Source organism: Synechococcus sp. LTW-R, from assembly GCF_014217875.1.
In the GTDB taxonomy this organism is placed as follows: domain Bacteria; phylum Cyanobacteriota; class Cyanobacteriia; order PCC-6307; family Cyanobiaceae; genus Vulcanococcus.
Map to the genome: position 1 here is coordinate 2,376,901 of NZ_CP059060.1, position 21,899 is coordinate 2,398,799.

The window sequence follows — 21,899 nt, forward strand, 5'->3', positions numbered from 1 at the left end:
CGCTAGTACTTCTCCCCAACCACAGCGTATATCATCATAGCCAACTCGTCAACAGAGTTGTGTTGCTCTCGGCTTTAAAGCCATTACTGCAGCGCTTTAATCTTTTTTTCGCATATAGCCCAATCATTCTGACGGATTAATGTCACCGATTTATACCAAAGCATTCTACGATGCGTTGCGATATCCAAATCTTCAATATATCGCCAACCTGGTGGACTTGCCGCAAGCACCAAGCATTCTTTGCCAAGGGCACCAGCTATATGGGCCACAGTCTGCTCACACGTAATAATTAAATCTAGATTTTCTATTAGTGCGGTTAATTCTTCTATATCTTCACCAAGTTTCTCGAATACCTTGATATCTACATTGTAGCAGCTATTTGCTGCATTGATCTGATCTCTGTCTGGTCTATGTTGCAACGAAATCCATTCTACATTTAATCCTTTGCCTAAGATCTTCCACTCTATAAGCGGAACTGATCGCTTCTCAATAGCATCTCTCCCAACTCCTCCCCGCCATCCTATTCCCACTCTTAAGCATTTTGAGTTTGCTAACTTCCTCGCCCACTTTTTCTTTTCAACCTCATCGCATGTTAGATAGGAGGATCTTTGTGCTATGTCCTCTTTAGTAGTGTAATAAACACCAGCAAGGCTTGCTAGCCTCATGAAAACGTCATATTCCTTATATCTATTGTCGTTTACCCTGGTTTCAATGATGAGGCCTGGTATGCATCGCTTGAAAACGCTTGCCAGCCTTTTATCAGCATAAACCACATGCCTTAGAGAATCTTTTACAACCTTAGCCAAAAGAGGCATAAACATTATTGCATCTCCAATCCCCTCATCAGTTATTATTGCAACACTTTTGCCTCTGATTTCATCTCCTGGATGCCAATTACATCTTAGCCAATCTAAGTTCCATGTTCTAGGACGATTCTCAAACTCACGCCAACCTTCCTCGAATCTCCCACTCCGCAGTAAACTTAGAGAAAGATTAAGACGTACATTATGTGCATCATTCTTTTTCAACGCTTGTTTATACCAAAATATTGCTTCACCATCTAATCCCAAGTTTTGATAGCAATTTGCGACCGAAAAGTAAGCCGCTCCCCATTCCGGTCTCTTTATAACTATCTCAAGCAATCTATCTATGGCCTCTCTGTATTTCTTCTTTTTGATAAGTGATAAACTATAGTTGAACTGAACTATCTCATCCTCTTTCTTTAATAATGCTAATTCTCTTAGAGCCTTTTCTGCCTTATCGACATCTCCTATCTCTTGTTCCACCAATGAGTAGTACATTATAGATAAATGCTGTTGGCTTTCTGTCAGTCCATGTGAGTTATACTTCTCATGCGCATCATCTAGGGTTCTTACAGCATCAAGCCAATTCTGCCTATTTATATAGCAAGCAACCTCATTCATCCTTATTGTGAAGCTATCTACCGAATCCTTGATGCTTGATTGCACGAATGCAATGCATTTCTCAAACTCTCTGCTGTTTACAAGTCTACAACTTATTTGTTCGGCAGCTTTTATACGATCTTCCATCGAAGCCTCATCGCCGGTCCAGTCTCTCATTATGCTGTTTATTTGACCAGCATACCTCACTTTGTTGATGCCACCTGATCAAAACCTATTTCACGAAGCCCTGTCCCATCATTTGAGTGGTCAGTTTTCCTTCGCTGAAGATAAATATCGTAAATACATAGAAAACTGCGATAGCCTTACAGTTGCTTGCACAAACTTGGCCGCCTTACTCATAAAAAAAGGGCAGCATCACGAAGCTTCTCTATTCTTAGACCGTGCACTTCTGTACAACCCTGCATATCCGGAGGCTTTGTCTAACCAGGGTTATCTCAATCTGCTTTCCTCAAACTACGAGCAAGCAGTAGAATTTCTAACCCGCTCTCTTTATTATAAACCTCATCTCCAAGAATCTCTTCATCACCTGTATACCATTTATACTCGAACGGATTGTCTTCAATCCTTATTGCCTTACCTTGAGCGTGCACTCTCATCATCCTTTGATCCTGATATTCTTTTACTTCATGCTCAAGTTCTCTATACCATCGAAGGCCCTGAAAGGGCATTACAAGTGTTTAATGAAAGCTTGGAAAAGTCAATACATGAACTACTCCCATCTATATACTCTCGCTTAGGCTACTTCCACTTATCCTTTACGCGTGACTATAATCGTGCCTTATATTGCTTTGATTATTCGATTACACACTCAGCCACTCCAGAAGAGGCCGACTTAGTCAATAAGGGTGAGTGCTTACGACTGCTCTTGCAATTGCCTGAGTGTATCAAGTGGATTAATAAGTGTCTCCATGTTCATCCTCGATCGGTTTCTCTCATTAACCTTAAAGCTGCTGTCAATCGTCAAGCAGGCGATAATAATTCAGCTTTAACACTCTTCAATCTTGCTTTAAAACTTGATTCAACTAATACTCAAATCCTTATCAATAAGGCACTATGCCTGTGCGACCTTGGAGATATACCCCAAGCTCTCTCTACCTTGATTCTCACACGTAAGATTGACCCCCAAAATGCATTCTGCTTACAAGCTTTAGGAGAAATCTACTTTAAGAATGCACAGCCTGTTTACGCACTTCAGAGCTTTTTACAATCCATATACTTCAATCCACGTTCTTTTGATGCCTGGGACTCTATCCTTTACTTCCTTAGCTTTACTCGCGTCGCATCTACCTTGGAACGTTCTAAGCTAGTCGATTCTTATCATGCTGCCTTATCAACTTTGCCAAGCTGTTCATTCAATAGTCCTTCTTCTTGCGAAAATAGGCCCTTACGTGTCGGTATCCTCAGCGCTGAGATTGGTAATCACGCAGTCTCCTTCTTCCTCGAATCACTTCTCTTAAGTTCTAACCCTGATAAAACTCTCTTTTTTGTTTTTCCCACACGAGACAGATCCCACGAAAAGGCATGGTCTACAATTAAAGACAGTGTATATGCATTCGTTCCGATTTATAATATTGATGATAATGCCGCACACCGACTCATACTTGACTTTGAATTGGATGTGGTTATTGATACATCCCACCATATGTCGTTCAATAGACAACTACTTCTTTATCGTAGGCTTGCACCTGTTCAGGCCCATTACATTGGAGTGCATGGTTCTACCTATTTACCCACAATTGACTATTTTATTGGCGATAATATTATTACGCCAGAGGAGTTCCAATGCGAATTCTCTGAGAGGCTGGTCAATCTCTCTAGGACTTGGGTTTCCTTTACTCCACCCCCACGTTTACCCCTGATAAACGATGCTCAGCTCTCTAATATTCGTTTCGGCTGCTTTAATAACTTTATGAAGATAACTCCAGAGACCATTGAGTTGTGGTCGTCTGTCCTAAGAGCTTTTCCTGGAACCTCTCTGCTTCTCAAGAGTTCTCTCCCTCGCGAGACTGATGACTCCAGGAAGTCCGATATAATCGCTTCTCTCTCTCAAGCTGGGGTCGACCCATCAAGAGTCGAATTTGCACCATACCAAGACTCCTGGATGTCTCATATGAACCTTTATAACTCTATCGACATTTCACTGGATACATTGCCGCTGACCAGCGGTACAACCGCCTTTGACTCTCTATTGATGGGCGTTCCACTTGTTGCATTCAGTTCACCCTGGATCGGTGGTCGCCTCTCTCATTCCATTATGAATGGTTTAGGACGTCTTGATCTTGTTGCATTCTCAACAAACGAGTATCTCGCTATTGTTGGCAATCTCACGGAGCATATCAATAAAAAAGCCTATTCTAGGTCGCAAATGCGACGACAATTCTTAGATTCTGAACTGTGCAACTCATTCTCCCTCTATGAATCTTTTGTCAGCACTCTTAAACGACTGCACAGTGAAGCACTGTCGTCTTATTCGAATACCTAAAAATGACTAAACTCCATCTTGGTTGCGGTTCAAAGTTCATCCCTGGTTATGTACATATAGACTCAACGCACTATCGACATCTTGACTTCTGCGCTGATGTCTCACATCTTCCGATGATTCCCGACCGATCGGTTGATCTTATTTATGCTTGTCATGTTCTTGAGCATTTTGACCGTAGATCCTTCCCTAATGTTCTGCGAGAGTGGTTTTCCAAGCTTAAGGATGGAGGAATTCTTCGTTTGTCGGTACCTAATTTTGAATCAATTGTTCAAGTTTACATCTCTGAAGGTTTCCAAGATGGGCTCAGCGGCCTAATTGGTCTGCTTGTTGGTGGTCAGCGTGATGCCTCTGATTTTCACAAAATGATCTTTGACTACAACTTGCTCTCTTCCTCACTTCTCGAAACTGGTTTTTCTCACTGTCGACTTTGGGATTGGCGGTCCACGGATCACTCATGCGTTGACGATTATTCTCAGGCCTATTTGCCTCATTTAGACAAAATCGACGGTCGTCTCATGAGCTTGAATGTTGAAGCAGTAAAGTGACCCACAACCCACGCGTCATTGATTTCTGTGCTTGCTCTAGCTGCCTTTTTGGCCACCAGCCCCTTATCTCTTTCATCGCCTTCGCTTTATCAAGGCGCTGGTCACCTTCTTTCACAGCAACCGGCTTCATCCCCAAAGTCTCGACAAACCTTCAAGGAATCGTTTATTAAGGGAGTTTCAGATTCGTGCACCGAATCTCCCAATTCTGATATCCCGGAGAGGAAACGTCCTATTTACTGCCCTTGCTACGCAAATATCTTTTCAAAATATACTGAATCTGAATTAAAAGCCATCAACAGTATTGCAATCGAGTCTGATCGCTCTCGTGCCATCTTGAGACTCATGATAGAGCCAGATAGACGCGTGTGCACTCGTCGCATCGAGTAGTCCAGCGAGACTAGTGGCATATCTTTTGCTGTGACACTTCCTCGCTTGGCTGCTGCATATCGGGGTTTTTCTTGGCTACTCTTCGCGGGATTTGCCAGCTTCTTGTGCAGCCTCGTAAGCAACCGAACGGCCGTAAGGGAATTGCTTTCAACCTTCTGCTGAGGGTCTCTCTCATCGGCACCAGCGGTTCGCCTACGAGTCGCTCGTCACGACGCTCATCGCCGATTAACAGAGCTTTAGGTCTGTTCGTCGCGCTTTTGTCTATAGGCAAGCTTTTGACGCCGATGGCCGCATTTGCGGCGGCCATCGAAGTCGATAACGGCGCTGGCGGTACCACCAACGCAGAAACAAGCACCCGCACTGCTGGGGAAGTACCAGTTGGCGCACTGAATCTCGGTACTTCTCGTGGAGACCCAGACGTCTCTGGTCTCACAACTATTACGGGAGCTACCGCTGGTGTCGTCGCAATCGGTGACGCTCAGACAACTGCGAACACCTCTGGTGCCATTGCTATTGGTTTTGACGCAACCGCTGTATCAGTTGACGCACTAGCCGTTGGCTCTAGCGCTAAGGCCACCGGTATTGCTGGTGCTGCCTTTGGTAATGACTCGTCCGCTTCCACAAACGCGGTCGCTGTCGGTACTAGTTCAACTGCTCAGGCTGATGGTGCTGTCGCTGTTGGTCAAGATGCACTAGCAGCTAGCGAAAACGCTATTGCCGTTGGTAACAGCGCACAAGCCACTGACGACAACGCGACAGCGATTGGCGCCCTGTCCAGTGCCACCACCAACGCAGTGGCAGCTGGTGTGAGCGCCAGAGCACTAGGTGCACAAGCAGTTGCGGTTGGTGATGACTCCGTCGCCACCACCCAGTCGATCGCAACAGGTGCCAGTGCCCGAGCCAACGGTGCAACAACAGTTGCGGTTGGTTATGACGCGAATGCAGTGACGCTGAACGGCATCGCCGTTGGTAACAGCGCACAAGCCACGGACGAAAACGCGACAGCGATTGGCGCCCTGTCCAGTGCCACCACCAACGCAGTGGCAGCTGGTGTGAGCGCCTCAGCAACAGGTGCACAAGCGGTTGCGGTTGGTGATGACTCCGTCGCCACCACCCAGTCGATCGCAACAGGTGCCAGTGCCCGAGCCAACGGTGCAACAACAGTTGCGGTTGGTTATGACGCGAATGCAGTGACGCTGAACGGCATCGCCGTTGGTAACAGCGCACAAGCGACGGACGACAACGCCACAGCGATCGGTGCCCTGTCCAGTGCCACCACCAACGCAGTGGCAGCTGGTGTGAGCGCCTCAGCAACAGGTGCATCAGCGGTTGCGATTGGTGATGACTCCGTCGCCACCACCGGACGGCAGTGTCAGCGGTCCGGTACTAAGCGCCACAGCAACAGGTGCATGCAGCAGTTGTCGGTTGGTGTGACTCCGTCGCCACCACCCAGTCGATCGCTACAGTGCCAGTGCCCGAGCCAACGGTGCAACAAACAGTTACGTTTGGTTTTATGAACGCGATGCAGTTGAACGCTGAACGGCATCGCCGTTGGTAACAGCGCACAAGCGACGGACGAAAACGCGACAGCGATTGGCGCCCTGTCCAGTGCCACCACCAACGCAGTGGCAGCTGGTGTGAGCGCCTCGGCAACAGGTGCATCAGCGGTTGCGATTGGTGATGACTCCGTCGCCACCACCGAAGCAGTGGCAGTCGGTATTACGCACCGCACAGGTTCACAGCGGTTGCGGTTGGTGATGACTCCGTCGCCACCACCCAGTCGATCGCAACAGGTGCCAGTGCCCGAGCCAACGGTGCAACAACAGTTGCGGTTGGTTATGACGCGAATGCAGTGACGCTGAACGGCATCGCCGTTGGTAACAGCGCACAAGCCACGGACGACAACGCGACAGCGATTGGCGCCCTGTCCAGTGCCACCACCAACGCAGTGGCAGCTGGTGTGAGCGCCTCAGCAACAGGTGCATCAGCGGTTGCGGTTGGTGATGACTCCGTCGCCACCACCCAGTCGATCGCAACAGGTGCCAGTGCCCGAGCCAACGGTGCAACAACAGTTGCGGTTGGTTATGACGCGAATGCAGTGACGCTCAACGGCATCGCCGTTGGTAACAGCGCACAAGCCACGGACGAAAACGCCACAGCGATCGGTGCCCTGTCCAGTGCCACCACCAACGCAGTGGCAGCTGGTGTGAGCGCCTCAGCAACAGGTGCATCAGCGGTTGCGATTGGTGATGACTCCGTCGCCACCACCGAAGCAGTGGCAGTCGGTATTAGCGCCACAGCAACAGGTGCATCAGCGGTTGCGGTTGGTGATGACTCCGTCGCCACCACCCAGTCGATCGCAACAGGTGCCAGTGCCCGAGCCAACGGTGCAACAACAGTTGCGGTTGGTTATGACGCGAATGCAGTGACGCTGAACGGCATCGCCGTTGGTAACAGCGCACAAGCGACGGACGAAAACGCCACAGCGATTGGCGCCCTGTCCAGTGCCACCACCAACGCAGTGGCAGCTGGTGTGAGCGCCACAGCAACAGGTGCACAAGCAGTTGCGGTTGGTGATGACTCCGTCGCCACCACCCAGTCGATCGCAACAGGTGCCAGTGCCCGAGCCAACGGTGCAACAACAGTTGCGGTTGGTTATGACGCGAATGCAGTGACGCTCAACGGCATCGCCGTTGGTAACAGCGCACAAGCCACTGACGAAAACGCGACAGCGATCGGCGCCCTGTCCAGTGCCACCACCAACGCAGTGGCAGCTGGTGTGAGCGCCTCAGCAACAGGTGCATCAGCGGTTGCGGTTGGTGATGACTCCGTCGCCACCACCCAGTCGATCGCAACAGGTGCCAGTGCCCGAGCCAACGGTGCAACAACAGTTGCGGTTGGTTATGACGCGAATGCAGTGACGCTGAACGGCATCGCCGTTGGTAACAGCGCACAAGCCACTGACGAAAACGCGACAGCGATCGGCGCCCTGTCCAGTGCCACCACCAACGCAGTGGCAGCTGGTGTGAGTGCTCAAGCAACGGGTACATCAGCGGTTGCGATTGGTGATGACACCAGAGCCACCGACAACGCAGTGGCAGTCGGTATTAGCGCCAACGCAACAGCTGCACAAGCAGTTGCGGTTGGTGATGACTCCGTCGCCACCACCCAGTCGATCGCAACAGGTGCCAGTGCCCGAGCCAACGGTGCAACAACAGTTGCGGTTGGTTATGACGCGAATGCAGTGACGCTGAACGGCATCGCCGTTGGTAACAGCGCACAAGCCACGGACGAAAACGCGACAGCGATCGGCGCCCTGTCCAGTGCCACCACCAACGCAGTGGCAGCTGGTGTGAGCGCCAGAGCACTAGGTGCATCAGCGGTTGCGATTGGTGATGACTCCGTCGCCACCACCCAGTCGATCGCAACAGGTGCCAGTGCCCGAGCCAACGGTGCAACAACAGTTGCGGTTGGTTATGACGCGAATGCAGTGACGCTCAACGGCATCGCCGTTGGTAACAGCGCACAAGCCACGGACGACAACGCGACAGCGATTGGCGCCCTGTCCAGTGCCACCACCAACGCAGTGGCAGCTGGTGTGAGCGCCAGAGCACTAGGTGCATCAGCGGTTGCGATTGGTGATGACTCCGTCGCCACCACCCAGTCGATCGCAACAGGTGCCAGTGCCCGAGCCAACGGTGCAACAACAGTTGCGGTTGGTTATGACGCGAATGCAGTGACGCTGAACGGCATCGCCGTTGGTAACAGCGCACAAGCCACGGACGAAAACGCGACAGCGATTGGCGCCCTGTCCAGTGCCACCACCAACGCAGTGGCAGCTGGTGTGAGCGCCTCAGCAACAGGTGCATCAGCGGTTGCGGTTGGTGATGACTCCGTCGCCACCACCCAGTCGATCGCAACAGGTGCCAGTGCCCGAGCCAACGGTGCAACAACAGTTGCGGTTGGTTATGACGCGAATGCAGTGACGCTCAACGGCATCGCCGTTGGTAACAGCGCACAAGCCACGGACGAAAACGCCACAGCGATCGGTGCCCTGTCCAGTGCCACCACCAACGCAGTGGCAGCTGGTGTGAGCGCCTCAGCAACAGGTGCATCAGCGGTAGCGATTGGTTGATGACTCCCGTCGCCACCACCGAGCAGTGCAGTCGTATCGGCGCCCACAGCACCAGGTGCCTCAGCGTTGGCGGTTTGTGATGACTCCCGTCCGCCACCACCAGTCGATCGCAACAGGTGCCAGTGCCGAGCCAACGGTGCCAACAACAGTTGCCGGTTTGGTTTATGCGCGAATGCAGTGACGCTGAACGGCATCGCCGTTGGTAATAGCGCACAAGCGACGGACGAAAACGCCACAGCGATTGGCGCCCTGTCCAGTGCCACCACCAACGCAGTGGCAGCTGGTGTGAGCGCCACAGCAACAGGTGCACAAGCAGTTGCGGTTGGTGATGACTCCGTCGCCACCACCCAGTCGATCGCAACAGGTGCCAGTGCCCGAGCCAACGGTGCAACAACAGTTGCGGTTGGTTATGACGCGAATGCAGTGACGCTCACGGCATCGCCAGTTGGTAAACAGCGCAAAGCGGACGGCGAAACGCGACTAGCGATCGCGCCGCCTGTCCAGTGCCACCACCAACGCAGTGGCAGCTGGTGTGAGCGCCTCAGCAACAGGTGCATCAGCGGTTGCGGTTGGTGATGACTCCGTCGCCACCACCCAGTCGATCGCAACAGGTGCCAGTGCCCGAGCCAACGGTGCAACAACAGTTGCGGTTGGTTATGACGCGAATGCAGTGACGCTGAACGGCATCGCCGTTGGTAACAGCGCACAAGCCACTGACGAAAACGCGACAGCGATGCGGGCGCCCTGTCCGTGCCACACCAATTAAAACCAATCAAAGAAAAAAGAGTGGTTTAGAGTAAATGGGAGTGCAAAAGAGGAAGTTAGTCACTAAATTGAAACGGAATGAAAGAAAGGCGAAGAGAAGAAGGAAAATGAAAAAAGATAAGGCGAGAAAAAACGAAAGGAGGAAGAAAAGAGGGGGTGAGACCAAATGGAACGAGGGGGGGCAAAAAAAAACCACATAAAGAGGGGGGGGGGAGGTAAGAAAAAAGGAAGGGGGGGGAGGAGGGGCGAAACGGAATGAAGGCAGGGGGACGGGGGGGGAAGAAAAAGAGAAAAAAGAACAAGGGATGGGGGGGGAGGGGGGGGGGAAAAAAAGGAAATGAGGAGGACAAAAAAGAGATGGGTAAGGAATAGGCAAAAGAATGACAGAAAAAACAAGAAAAAAGTAAGAAAGGGAAGGGGGGGAGGGGAAGAAAATAAGAAAGAAGAAGGGAGAGGGGGGGAAAAAACAAGGGAGGACAGAAAGGGGAGAAGAAGGAAGATGGGGGGGGAATGGGGGAAGAAAACACAAGGACAGGGAAAGAAGAAGGAGAGCAGGACAAGGGAGGGCGAGAAAAAAATAAAAGTAGGAAAGAGGGAGAGAGAAGAGAGAGGAGACGCGGAGGAAAGGGGAAAGAAAACAGGGGGGGAGGAGTAGGGGAAAGGGGGGGGGGGGGGGCAGAGAGAAAAAAAAGGAAAGGGGGAAAAAAAGCGAGGGACAGGGAGGAGAAAGGCAAGTAAAGAGAAGGGGAGGACGAAAAGGGGAGAGAGGAGGAGGAAAGGCAATAACAGAAGGGGGGGGGAGGGAAAAGAAAATAGGAGGGGGGGGGGGGGGAAGGGGAGGAGAGGGGGGGGGGGGAAGAGGAGGGGGGGGAGGAAAGAGAAAGAAAGAAACGGGGGGGGGGGGGACGAAGAAGAAGGAGCGCAGACACAAAGGGGGAAAAGAAAGAAGGAAAAAAGACAGGAGAAGAAGGAGAGAAAGTAGGGGCGAGGGAAGAGAAAGAGAACCGACAAAGAACAAAGAGTAGGGGAAAGGAGGAGAAAAGAGAAAGAAACAAGAAAAGGGGGGGAAGACAAAACAAGGGGGGGGGGAAAGGGAGAGGAAAGAAGGAGGAGAGAAAGAGAAACAATAAAAAGACCAAAAATAAAAGAACAAGGGAAACAAAGTACGAAAGGAGAGGGAGAAGAGCGGGAGGGGAAGAAGTAAAGAAGAGAATGGAGGACAACGAAAGAAAGGTCAAGGTGAGAACGAAGAAAAAAGAACAAGAAGGCAAAAAAAAAGAAGGGGGACCCGAAAGAAAAAAGGAGAGACTAAAGAACAAGAGAGGGAAAGGACACGAGACGAGCAGGGAATAGAGAAGGTGAAAAGGAGGAAAAAAAAATAAACGGGGGGGGGGAAAGAAACAGAGACGGCGCGACAAGGAAAAAGTTACCACAGACAAAAGGAGGGACAGGTAGAAATGAGAAAGGAGGGATAAAAAGAGGGGGAGGAAGGGGAAAGAGGGGAAAAAGAGGGCAAAAGTACAAGGAGAGGGCGGAGGAAAAGGAGAGAGGGAAAGGGGCAGGAGGGGGAGGGAAAGAGTAAAACGCGAGGGAGGGAGGAAAGGGGGAGAAGACAAGGGAGAAGGAGGGAGGAAAAAAAGCGGAACGGGGGGAAGGGGGACGGGGAGGGAGGGAAAAAGAAGGGGGGAGATGGGGAAGGGAAAGAGACGGGGCAGAAAAGAAGAGGAAGAACAACAGGGAGATGTATAAGGCAAGAGAGGAGGTAGGGCGAAAAAAAAGAGGGGGGGGGAAGAGAACAAAGGAAAGAGAAAGTGGGGGCCGGGGGAGGAACGGAAAGGGGGAGAGTCAAGAGCAAAGCGTTCAATTGAATTTACATGGAAAAATCAAAATAAAAAGAGGCTTGCACCTAGAAGGAAAACAAGAGCAAAACAGAAAAGAGAATAGATGACTCAACGGGGAAACGAGGAACGAAAGACCAACAAAAGGGGAAAAAGAAGGGCAACAACGGGAACGAAGACATCGCGGCCGGAAGGAAAGAGATGTCTATAGAAGAGCAAGAAGAAAGATAAGAGAGAAGCAGACGGAGGGCGGAATACGAACAAGGAATAAAGGAAGTATTGAGCGGATGGAGGGGGATAGGGAACAATGTGGCCAAGCGCAGGAAGAAAAATAAAAAGGTAAGTATACCAGGGTACTCGCTAGTTATCAAGGGTAATTAAATAAAGCAAGAATCACAAAAAAATAGAAAACAAAGTTAAGAATGGTAACGAACTGAAAGTCAATAGGACCAAAAAGAAACAGGTAGAAACAAGTTAAGAAAATGACAAGAAAGCGGAGAAAGAACTCCTGAGAGCAGGAATGGGTAGATAAAGCAAAGGGGCAACATGGGACAACAACAAACAAAATAAAACGTAAACAGCGAAAGCGGACCGGAACTAAAAGAGAAAGAAGTACAATTAAGAACAGACTAAAGCACCACAAACAAAGGAAAGGGCGACAAAGTGAAAAGTCGCGAAGAACGTAGCAAGAGCAATAACAGTGAGAGAAGAGGCTGTAACCAACAAAACAGCAGAAGGGAGGGGAAGAAAAAAGGGAGGAGAAATGTAAGAGCACAGAAAAACATATAAGACGCAGAGGGTAAGAAGAAAAATACGAGGGAAAAGACGCACAAGAGAGGAAACAGAAAGAAAGGAAAAGCCGTAGTAAGAAAGGGGAAAAAGAGCGGCAGAAAAAAAGAGGCGGGAAGAGCGAAAGGGAGCGAACAAAACGGATCGGAGTGCGCAAAAGATGGAGGGAACGAAGAGAGTGGAAAAGAGAAAAGCTATTCAGTGGAAGCGCCCGAGGGCATAGGATACAGAGACAAGAAAAGAACGGACGCACGAGACAAAATAAGAGAGGGAAGGACAAAAAGGGGGGGGAGAGAGAAGAAAGAAAGGAGGGGGGCCAACCACGACCTAATAAATAAAGAACAGGGGAGGAAAAAAAAGGAGACAAAAAAGAGAGCAAAGGGATAAAAGGTAGGAGAAAGAGACAGTGCGAGAGAGAGAGGAGGGAGAAAACAGAGACGTGTAAGAGGGGAAAAAAGGGATGAAAACAAAGGAATAAAGGACATGACAGCAGTCGCGTGGCAGCTGGTGTGAGTGCTCAAGCAACGGGTACATCAGCGGTTGCGATTGGTGATGACACCAGAGCCACCGACAACGCAGTGGCAGTCGGTATTAGCGCCAACGCAACAGCTGCACAAGCAGTTGCGGTTGGTGATGACTCCGTCGCCACCACCCAGTCGATCGCACAGTTGCCAGTGGCCCGGCCAACGGTGCAACACAGTCGGTTGGTTTTTTTCTGACGCGAATGCAGTGACGCTGAACGGCATCGCCGTTGGTAACAGCGCACAAGCGACGGACGAAAACGCGACAGCGATCGGCGCCCTGTCCAGTGCCACCACCAACGCAGTGGCAGCTGGTGTGAGCGCCTCGGCAACAGGTGCACAAGCGGTTGCGGTTGGTGATGACTCCGTCGCCACCACCCAGTCGATCGCAACAGGTGCCAGTGCCCGAGCCAACGGTGCAACAACAGTTGCGGTTGGTTATGACGCGAATGCAGTGACGCTCAACGGCATCGCGGTTGGTAACAGCGCACAAGCCACTGACGAAAACGCCACAGCGATCGGCGCCCTGTCCAGTGCCACCACCAACGCAGTGGCAGCTGGTGTGAGCGCCAGAGCACTAGGTGCATCAGCGGTTGCGGTTGGTGATGACTCCGTCGCCACCACCCAGTCGATCGCAACAGGTGCCAGTGCCCGAGCCAACGGTGCAACAACAGTTGCGGTTGGTTATGACGCGAATGCAGTGACGCTGAACGGCATCGCCGTTGGTAACAGCGCACAAGCCACGGACGACAACGCGACAGCGATTGGCGCCCTGTCCAGTGCCACCACCAACGCAGTGGCAGCTGGTGTGAGCGCCTCAGCAACAGGTGCATCAGCGGTTGCGGTTGGTGATGACTCCGTCGCCACCACCCAGTCGATCGCAACAGGTGCCAGTGCCCGAGCCAACGGTGCAACAACAGTTGCGGTTGGTTATGACTCGAATGCGTGACGCTGACGGCATCGCGTTTTAACAGCGACAAGCCACGGACGAAAAAACGCCCCAGCGTCGGGGCGCCCTGTCCAGTGCCACCACCAACGCAGTGGCAGCTGGTGTGAGTGCTCAAGCAACGGGTACATCAGCGGTTGCGATTGGTGATGACACCAGAGCCACCGACAACGCAGTGGCAGTCGGTATTAGCGCCAACGCAACAGCTGCACAAGCAGTTGCGGTTGGTGATGACTCCGTCGCCACCACCCAGTCGATCGCAACAGGTGCCAGTGCCCGAGCCAACGGTGCAACAACAGTTGCGGTTGGTTATGACGCGAATGCAGTGACGCTCAACGGCATCGCCGTTGGTAACAGCGCACAAGCCACTGACGAAAACGCGACAGCGATCGGCGCCCTGTCCAGTGCCACCACCAACGCAGTGGCAGCTGGTGTGAGCGCCTCAGCAACAGGTGCATCAGCGGTTGCGGTTGGTGATGACTCCGTCGCCACCACCCAGTCGATCGCAACAGGTGCCAGTGCCCGAGCCAACGGTGCAACAACAGTTGCGGTTGGTTATGACGCGAATGCAGTGACGCTCAACGGCATCGCCGTTGGTAACAGCGCACAAGCCACGGACGAAAACGCCACAGCGATCGGCGCCCTGTCCAGTGCCACCACCAACGCAGTGGCAGCTGGTGTGAGTGCTCAAGCAACGGGTACATCAGCGGTTGCGATTGGTGATGACACCAGAGCCACCGACAACGCAGTGGCAGTCGGTATTAGCGCCAACGCAACAGCTGCACAAGCAGTTGCGGTTGGTGATGACTCCGTCGCCACCACCCAGTCGATCGCAACAGGTGCCAGTGCCCGAGCCAACGGTGCAACAACAGTTGCGGTTGGTTATGACGCGAATGCAGTGACGCTGAACGGCATCGCCGTTGGTAACAGCGCACAAGCCACGGACGAAAACGCGACAGCGATCGGCGCCCTGTCCAGTGCCACCACCAACGCAGTGGCAGCTGGTGTGAGCGCCTCAGCAACAGGTGCATCAGCGGTTGCGGTTGGTGATGACTCCGTCGCCACCACCCAGTCGATCGCAACAGGTGCCAGTGCCCGAGCAACGGGCCAAACCAGTTTGCGGTTGGTTATGACGCGAATGCAGTGACGCTCAACGGCATCGCGGTTGGTAACAGCGCACAAGCCACTGACGAAAACGCCACAGCGATCGGCGCCCTGTCCAGTGCCACCACCAACGCAGTGGCAGCTGGTGTGAGCGCCTCGGCAACAGGTGCACAAGCGGTTGCGGTTGGTGATGACTCCGTCGCCACCACCCAGTCGATCGCAACAGGTGCCAGTGCCCGAGCCAACGGTGCAACAACAGTTGCGGTTGGTTATGACGCGAATGCAGTGACGCTCAACGGCATCGCCGTTGGTAACAGCGCACAAGCGACGGACGAAAACGCGACAGCGATCGGCGCCCTGTCCAGTGCCACCACCAACGCAGTGGCAGCTGGTGTGAGTGCTCAAGCAACGGGTACATCAGCGGTTGCGATTGGTGATGACACCAGAGCCACCGACAACGCAGTGGCAGTCGGTATTAGCGCCAACGCAACAGCTGCACAAGCAGTTGCGGTTGGTGATGACTCCGTCGCCACCACCCAGTCGATCGCAACAGGTGCCAGTGCCCGAGCCAACGGTGCAACAACAGTTGCGGTTGGTTATGACGCGAATGCAGTGACGCTGAACGGCATCGCCGTTGGTAACAGCGCACAAGCCACTGACGAAAACGCCACAGCGATCGGCGCCCTGTCCAGTGCCACCACCAACGCAGTGGCAGCTGGTGTGAGCGCCTCAGCAACAGGTGCATCAGCGGTTGCGATTGGTGATGACTCCGTGGCCACCACCCAATCGGTCGCAACAGGTGCCAGTGCCCGAGCCAACGGTGCAACAACAGTTGCGATTGGTTATGACGCGAATGCAGTGACGCTGAACGGCATCGCCGTTGGTAACAGCGCACAAGCGACTGATGATCAAGCGATCGCAATCGGCGCCAAATCGACAGCTACCACCAACGCCGTTGCTACTGGTCCGAGCGCAGAGGCTTCTGGTGTCAATGCTGTTGCGATCGGTCTTGATGCCACCGCAGTGACGCTCAATGGCATCGCCGTTGGTAACAGCGCACAAGCCACTGATGAAGAGGCAATCGCGGTTGGCAACCTTTCCTCGGCTACTACAAGTTCAGTTGCCATGGGTAACCAGGCGGTAGCAAATGGTTCCAGCTCGGTCTCTATTGGTAAATTCACCACAGCATCGACCACTGATGCTGTTGCTATTGGATCCAGTGCTATTGCATCTGGTGTCCAGTCAATTGCTCAAGGTCGTGATTCTGGAGCTGCCGGATCTAACGCATCGTCCATTGGTACCAACTCACGTGCGGCAAACGCCAACAGCATTGCTTTTGGTACTAGCGCCAGATCTAATGCTGTTCGAGCGGTCGCGGTAGGTACTGAGTCTTCCGCCTCCAAAGCTGACGCAGTTGCGGTTGGCTCTAGCACTGAGGCAGCTGGCGTAAGTTCTGTCGCTGTTGGTCTCGATGCAACAGCCTCCACAATCAACGCGATCGCCGTTGGTAACAGCGCACAAGCGACTGATGATCAAGCGATCGCAATCGGCGCCAAATCGACAGCTACCACCAACGCCGTTGCTACTGGTCCGAGCGCAGAAGCTTCTGGTGTCAATGCTGTTGCGATCGGTCTTGATGCCACCGCAGTGACGCTCAATGGCATCGCCGTTGGTAACAGCGCACAAGCCACTGATGAAGAGGCAATCGCGGTTGGCAACCTGTCTACGGCAACTACAAGTTCGATTGCTATGGGCAATCAATCTGTTGCCAACGCCTCCAGTTCACTGGCAGTTGGTCGTCAGGCTCAAGCAACGGGTATCAATTCGATTGCCCAAGGCGTCTCTGCGTCTGCTTCTGGCCTCCGCTCCACTGCCATAGGTCAGACATCTGGTGCAGACAGCACTGATTCGACTGCAGTTGGTACTAACGCCCAAGCTTCAGCCACTGGAGCTACCGCGATTGCAACCAACTCAGCCGCCCAGGGTCGTAACTCGATTGCTGTTGGTACATCCGCACGTGCAGTCACTTCTTCTGACGTGGCCGTCGGCACTAATTCAGTTGCTGACAGTCAGCAGGGGCCATTCGCTGCAACGGCAGTTGGTCGAGGAGCTCAAGCCCGAGGTCAAGGAACAATTGCTATTGGTGAAGGAGCCCAAGCAATCAACCAAGGCGGAACATCTGCAGGTGGTGCAGTAGCAATCGGTTCACGGTCGCAAGCTCTCGGTGAGGACTCCTCCGCGTTCGGTCTCGAAGCTGACGCGCTTGGAGCACGATCCACAGCTCTTGGTACTCAGTCATCTGCTACGGCACTTAATTCAACCGCTCTTGGTGCTGGAGCAAGGGCTGATTACTTTGGATCCACCGCAATTGGTGCCGGAGCTGCTACCTGGAGATCTAATCAGGTTGTAATTGGAACACAGAGCTCCAATTACGCACTTCCTGGTCTCGCACCTGGTGGTAATTATGTTGGCAAAGCCAATCAGAATCCTTCGATTAACGGCACAAGGATTCTCACCACTGATGCAAACGGCGTTCTTGGTACAGGCTTTGACCCTGACTTTGTTGAAAGCTCAATTCAGCAGCTGGGCCAGGGCATCAAATCTCAAGTTGCTATGTCTGCAGCCTTGAGTGCAGTACCCACCTACGTCCCCAGTGACGATGAGTTCGCTCGATGTGGAATTGGTGCAGGTGGCGCTTCCAGTGTTGGTGCAGCATCACTTGGCTGTGCTATCAAGATTGGCAACCGTGCCTCACTTAACGGTGCTGTTGCTATCTCTAACAACACCGATTACGGATATGGAACACTTAGCGGAACTGTCGGTCGTGTCGGCCTCACATTCCCGCTGGGCGTTATTCACAAGAAGGCAACCCCTGCTTCAGTAGATGATCAGGCAATTGCGGCTCTTGTGACTCAACGTGATGCTCAGATTACTTCTCTTAATGAGCAGATTTCTGATCTCACTGATCAAATTGAAGCCCTCACATCAAAGGCTTCTTCTGAACAGCCCAATGAACAGACTGATCAACTTATACAGGTTCTACGTGAACAAATTTCTGAGCTTGAGTCTCAGCTGTCTGATTACTCTGATCTTGCCGCTGCTAACCAGGAGCTCAACGATAAGCTTGCTCAACTTCAAGCACAGATTTCTGCCCTTGAAGCTGCAGCATCAGCACCTCCTTCCTCTCAGATCTCTGATTTGGAAGATCGCTTGAATCGTCAAGACGAACTTATTCAGAAGCTTCTTAATCGCTTAGAAGCCTCTAATGCGTCCCCATCTATTCAATCCTCGCTTCCACCATCAGATGCTTCTATAGTTGCTGTTCCAGTCAAACCTGTCTTCTAACGACACTCAAAAGCCCGATCTAAGATCGGGCTTTTTTTTTATGCGTTCACTCCTCACATTCATTCCCTGCCTTCTCTGCCTTCAGTCTCCTGTTTTTGCCGCGTGTTTTGACACCCTCTCTCGACCATCTGCTTCGAATTATCAACCAATCCCAATCTGCCCTGTCACAGAGATCCACAACTGCTTCGCCGCTCCACCCCTTGTTCTCATATTTGATTTCATACCATCTCCTGTCAATGCACTTCCTGCTTCATCACTCACACCATCACAACTTTCTGCGAGACTAAGAGATCTGGTACAAAGAAATATCGATAACAACACAATCCTCAAGTACGTCTGTCGCGCACTTCCCCTAAAGCCTTTTGACTTGCACGACTGCTTTAGTTCTTCAGATTCCAGGACACCACTCTATTCATCTCTTCCATTCTTTGCATCTGGCCTCCTCTTCCCCTCTCGGTCTAAATTCCCTTATTATCACAAATACCGACCTGCCAGTCTCCCAGGATACTTTGCAGAATATAATTGTCACCCTCAAAAACAAGACCAGATCCAGTTGAGGCAGTATCACTGGGGGCCTACTCAGAAAGAATATATCAAGGACGAAGTTCCGGTGATCTCTAACTACTCTGGAACATCCACGCTTGTATTGAAAATATCTACTTTCTCAACTTCAAGTTTCCTGCAAAAGAAATCCAGAAAAACCATGGGCTTCTCGATTGACCCAAGTGCACCGCAAATTCTCTATCAGAACCTAGTGCCAGATCGTTTAAGATAGTCAGTATTATATTGCTCCGACTTTTCATCCCTCAGTTGCTTTAGTCTCCTTCGTATCGCTTCAATTTCTTTATCCCAACTTCCAAAGCAATCTTGCCTTATAATTTCAACGCTTTCCCACCAGGCCATTCTGTTCCCTGAGGTTCCATACCTCCACTCGGGGACTTTGGGTACAAGCGCCAGTGTCTTTTTGCCCATAGCTCCCCCAAAGTGAACCGCAGTTTGTTGGACCGTAACCACCACATCCACTCTCTCAACCTGTTCGCAGAAAACTTCCATATCGTTCTTTTCATTAAACTCGCATGATATCTGTATACCGAGATTCTCATGTGCTTTCTCGATCTCGAGTCGAGTCTCACCATATTGTAAATTAACCCAATCTATCCCTTGCTCTTTTAGCAATGGGTAAAACGCTTCAAGACTTAGACTTCTACGCTCTTTCGTCCTTAACTCACCGCCTCCCCTCCATGCTATTCCAACACAAAGACGTGATGTACGGGTATTGTTAAATCTCGAGCTCTCTCTTGCGACTACATACGGTTTCACTGGCTTTATGCTTTTCCCTTTTGTGTTTCTACAGATATAGCCTAGGCTCGCAATCCCAAGGATCGCTTGACAAGCTCCTATTTCTTCCGCTTCTAGTCTGCTAGTAGCACGAATCCCTTTTAGTGACCTCTTCAGTATGGGTTCAAGTCTCCTATCGCATAACAATGTTATTGACTTGCACTCTTTCTTTATCTCTTGAAGTAAACCTGCAAACATTATTACATCGCCATAGCCCTGCTCAACCATCACAAGCACGTCCTTTCCCCTTAGGCTTTCACCTGGTTTCCAGGTTGGTTCAATCCCTGTGATTCTGGATATACCCGGTCGCTGCTCATATATCTTCCAACCTTCCCTATATCGCCCCCTTCGGAGGAGTGTATAAGCAATATTTGTGCGAGCTTGTTCACCCTCTGGCAAATACTCTATCGCCTTAAGATAGTATTCTTCGGCAATATCGCGTCTGCCGGCATCTTCAAGGGCAAGCGCAATATTATTCATTGAGGGTCCATGCTTCGGGTTGAGTCTAAGCGCATCTTCGTAATATCCTATTGCTTCTGTGGTATTCATTGTTTCTCTCTCGAGATTCGCTAAGTTGTAGTAAAGTCCAACTCTTTTGTATCCCGTCTCAACAGCTCTTTTGTATGCAGCTATTGCGCCTTCGGTGTCATTCAGTTCCGCTCTTGCAAAGCCGCAGTAAAACAGAGCCTCACCAGCGATATCTGTTTCATGTTCCTCTAAAGCAGTTGCGAACAGAAGCTCGCCGCTTATTAATGCATCCATGTAGTTTCTGTCTTGTATGAAGGCCTCTATCTCCCTTAGGTACTTATCAAATTCCTTCTTTTTTCTCGATCTTTTATCTGTTCCATGTCTTTTTGACATGCTACCTCCTCCGCTTCTCAGTGCATGATGCTCCTCCATATGCGACCCACCCTGCGCCGATGCTTCTTGTCACAATGCTTCCTGATCCAATTATTGCGCCATTCCCGATCACGACACCTGGATGAATAATCGAATTCATTCCAATGAGAACATCTTTGCCTATATGAATCATTTCGCTTGATGGTTCCTGAAAACGCATCGGTTTTTCTGTCGACATCCCGTGGCTTGTTCCGCATATCGTGACCCCCGCCGCGATCATTGTGTTATCACCGATTGTTAGCCCACTCCTCACCTCGTATATCTTGACGCCTGGTCCAAACGAGACGTCTTTGCCTGACTTTATTCTGCCCGACGACGTCCTAAATATCACTCCAGGGTAGAACGTATTTCTTTCACCTACATCGATTGATCCGTTCAATCCGGTGCAAAATATGCATCCTGGTTCTATATGAGACGATGATGGCAGCTTGATCTTCGGGCCTTCAATTATTGTCGTCTCGTGTATGAAAGGAAAATCTCTACTCATATCGCAGCTGCATAAATGCGCGCATCATCCTCGAACAGGGCTTGTGCAATCTCGTACAATTCAGCATCCATTATCGCAGATGCGAACTTATTGTCACTAACGAAATTTTCAATTGAATCAAGCTTCTTGTCCTTCAGCTCTTTCTTTGAGTCTAGTTCTCTTATATTCGGCACCATGCTCTCGCCGTTCTGTATTGTTTCCATTTGCACTCCCCTTTCTCCTAGCCACCAAGCAAGTTTATCTAGGCTACCTTCCTTGAAAATATTTGTGTATGACTCTGGCTTGAAGATCAAGCATGTTTCCTGTGGACACCACCAGTGGCTTGCTACTGAAAGGTCCTTCCTGCTTGCCAACATTCTTGCTAGTTCCATCATGCTCAGACTATCCCATTGCCTTCCTGTCATTTGATTCCATGTATCAGCGCAGCCATCTCTATTGCTCTTGAGATGAGCGGGAATCATTGCCAATCTTTTCGCTGGATGCTGAATAACTGCAAAACTATTGCACCTATATTTGTACAGTTCTTTTAATTCGATTGCGAATATGTGATCGTTTTGTTGGAGCGCTTGATCTTGTCCTGCAATCTCAAATCCATTCTCTCTGAACAGTGCGCGTCGTATTTGATTGCAACTTGCCCCCGGTACTCTTGAATACATAATCTTTTTCTCCCAAAAGCCAAGGGAGTGCAGCCTTGAGAATTCCAGCCATTCGTTCCTGAGTGAGTGGGAGCCGGACTCGTTGAATCTCACATTTATCATTTATTTATCCTACCAGAACCTTGGCCACATATCTTTTGTCTGGATTCCAGATTGCAATTTTTTCATCTTCCTGCTTCGACCTACCCCTTTTGCTACTTCTTTTGCTCCCCTTATTCGTCCAATAAAAAGCCCTCG

17 protein-coding genes and 1 pseudogene are annotated in these 21,899 nt (G+C 51.0%); 14 read left to right on the forward strand and 4 right to left on the reverse strand.

The window, feature by feature from the left end; genetic code table 11:
* Window positions 1-83: 83 nt before the first annotated feature.
* Window positions 84-1,580 (reverse strand): tetratricopeptide repeat-containing glycosyltransferase family protein, encoded by a 1,497-nt coding sequence (locus H0O22_RS13000; RefSeq protein WP_185187025.1) that lies wholly within the window; start codon window positions 1,578-1,580, stop codon window positions 84-86.
* A 37-nt stretch (window positions 1,581-1,617) separates the two neighbouring features.
* On the opposite strand from H0O22_RS13000, the gene H0O22_RS13005 reads away from it, so the two are divergent.
* From H0O22_RS13005 to H0O22_RS13065, 14 genes and pseudogenes are all read left to right on the forward strand, one after another.
* Window positions 1,618-3,906, forward strand: coding sequence for a hypothetical protein (locus tag H0O22_RS13005; RefSeq protein WP_185187026.1), 2,289 nt, complete (start codon window positions 1,618-1,620; stop codon window positions 3,904-3,906).
* Window positions 3,907-4,019: 113 nt separating this feature from the next.
* Window positions 4,020-4,451, forward strand: a complete 432-nt coding sequence (locus tag H0O22_RS13010) for a methyltransferase domain-containing protein (RefSeq protein ID WP_221625487.1) — start codon at window positions 4,020-4,022, stop codon at window positions 4,449-4,451.
* A 671-nt stretch (window positions 4,452-5,122) separates the two neighbouring features.
* Window positions 5,123-5,578 (forward strand): annotated as a pseudogene (locus tag H0O22_RS13475) (hypothetical protein); the annotation flags it as partial.
* A gap of 66 nt (window positions 5,579-5,644) precedes the next feature.
* The gene (locus H0O22_RS13375) at window positions 5,645-6,355 is read left to right on the forward strand and encodes a hypothetical protein (RefSeq protein WP_255439346.1); all 711 of its coding nucleotides are present in this window, start codon (window positions 5,645-5,647) and stop codon (window positions 6,353-6,355) included.
* A gap of 27 nt (window positions 6,356-6,382) precedes the next feature.
* Window positions 6,383-6,694, forward strand: coding sequence for a hypothetical protein (locus tag H0O22_RS13480; protein ID WP_370521522.1), 312 nt, complete (start codon window positions 6,383-6,385; stop codon window positions 6,692-6,694).
* Entirely contained in the window at window positions 6,691-8,973 is a 2,283-nt protein-coding gene (locus H0O22_RS13025; RefSeq protein ID WP_185187029.1) for a hypothetical protein, read from the forward strand. Before H0O22_RS13480 ends, H0O22_RS13025 begins: the two co-directional genes overlap by 4 nt.
* Before the next feature lie 177 nt (window positions 8,974-9,150).
* On the forward strand, window positions 9,151-9,549 hold the full coding sequence (locus H0O22_RS13030) for a hypothetical protein (protein ID WP_185187030.1): 399 nt from the start codon (window positions 9,151-9,153) through the stop codon (window positions 9,547-9,549).
* The gene (locus H0O22_RS13035; protein WP_185187031.1) at window positions 9,506-9,739 is read left to right on the forward strand and encodes a hypothetical protein; all 234 of its coding nucleotides are present in this window, start codon (window positions 9,506-9,508) and stop codon (window positions 9,737-9,739) included. Before H0O22_RS13030 ends, H0O22_RS13035 begins: the two co-directional genes overlap by 44 nt.
* 336 nt (window positions 9,740-10,075) lie before the next feature.
* Window positions 10,076-10,393, forward strand: a complete 318-nt coding sequence (locus tag H0O22_RS13040) for a hypothetical protein (protein WP_185187032.1) — start codon at window positions 10,076-10,078, stop codon at window positions 10,391-10,393.
* A gap of 557 nt (window positions 10,394-10,950) precedes the next feature.
* Window positions 10,951-11,091, forward strand: a complete 141-nt coding sequence (locus H0O22_RS13045; protein ID WP_185187033.1) for a hypothetical protein — start codon at window positions 10,951-10,953, stop codon at window positions 11,089-11,091.
* A gap of 1,783 nt (window positions 11,092-12,874) precedes the next feature.
* A complete protein-coding gene (locus tag H0O22_RS13050; protein ID WP_185187034.1) occupies window positions 12,875-13,084 on the forward strand; it encodes a hypothetical protein in 210 nt (69 codons plus the stop codon).
* A 10-nt stretch (window positions 13,085-13,094) separates the two neighbouring features.
* Window positions 13,095-13,835: a hypothetical protein gene (locus H0O22_RS13055; RefSeq protein WP_185187035.1), complete on the forward strand. Its 741-nt coding sequence runs from the start codon at window positions 13,095-13,097 to the stop codon at window positions 13,833-13,835.
* A 103-nt stretch (window positions 13,836-13,938) separates the two neighbouring features.
* On the forward strand, window positions 13,939-14,979 hold the full coding sequence (locus H0O22_RS13060; RefSeq protein ID WP_185187036.1) for a hypothetical protein: 1,041 nt from the start codon (window positions 13,939-13,941) through the stop codon (window positions 14,977-14,979).
* Window positions 14,976-18,281 (forward strand): FlxA-like family protein, encoded by a 3,306-nt coding sequence (locus H0O22_RS13065; RefSeq protein WP_185187037.1) that lies wholly within the window; start codon window positions 14,976-14,978, stop codon window positions 18,279-18,281. The genes H0O22_RS13060 and H0O22_RS13065 overlap by 4 nt, the downstream gene beginning before the upstream one ends.
* A 744-nt stretch (window positions 18,282-19,025) precedes the next feature.
* On the opposite strand, the gene H0O22_RS13070 is transcribed toward H0O22_RS13065, so the two are convergent.
* The 3 genes from H0O22_RS13070 to H0O22_RS13080 are packed head-to-tail and all read right to left on the reverse strand — an operon-like array spanning window position 19,026 to window position 21,755.
* Window positions 19,026-20,480, reverse strand: a complete 1,455-nt coding sequence (locus H0O22_RS13070) for a tetratricopeptide repeat protein (protein WP_185187038.1) — start codon at window positions 20,478-20,480, stop codon at window positions 19,026-19,028.
* Between the two features lies 1 nt (window position 20,481).
* Entirely contained in the window at window positions 20,482-21,006 is a 525-nt protein-coding gene (locus H0O22_RS13075; protein WP_185187039.1) for a DapH/DapD/GlmU-related protein, read from the reverse strand.
* Window positions 21,003-21,755, reverse strand: a complete 753-nt coding sequence (locus H0O22_RS13080; RefSeq protein WP_185187040.1) for a hypothetical protein — start codon at window positions 21,753-21,755, stop codon at window positions 21,003-21,005. Before H0O22_RS13080 ends, H0O22_RS13075 begins: the two co-directional genes overlap by 4 nt.
* Window positions 21,756-21,899: the final 144 nt, after the last annotated feature.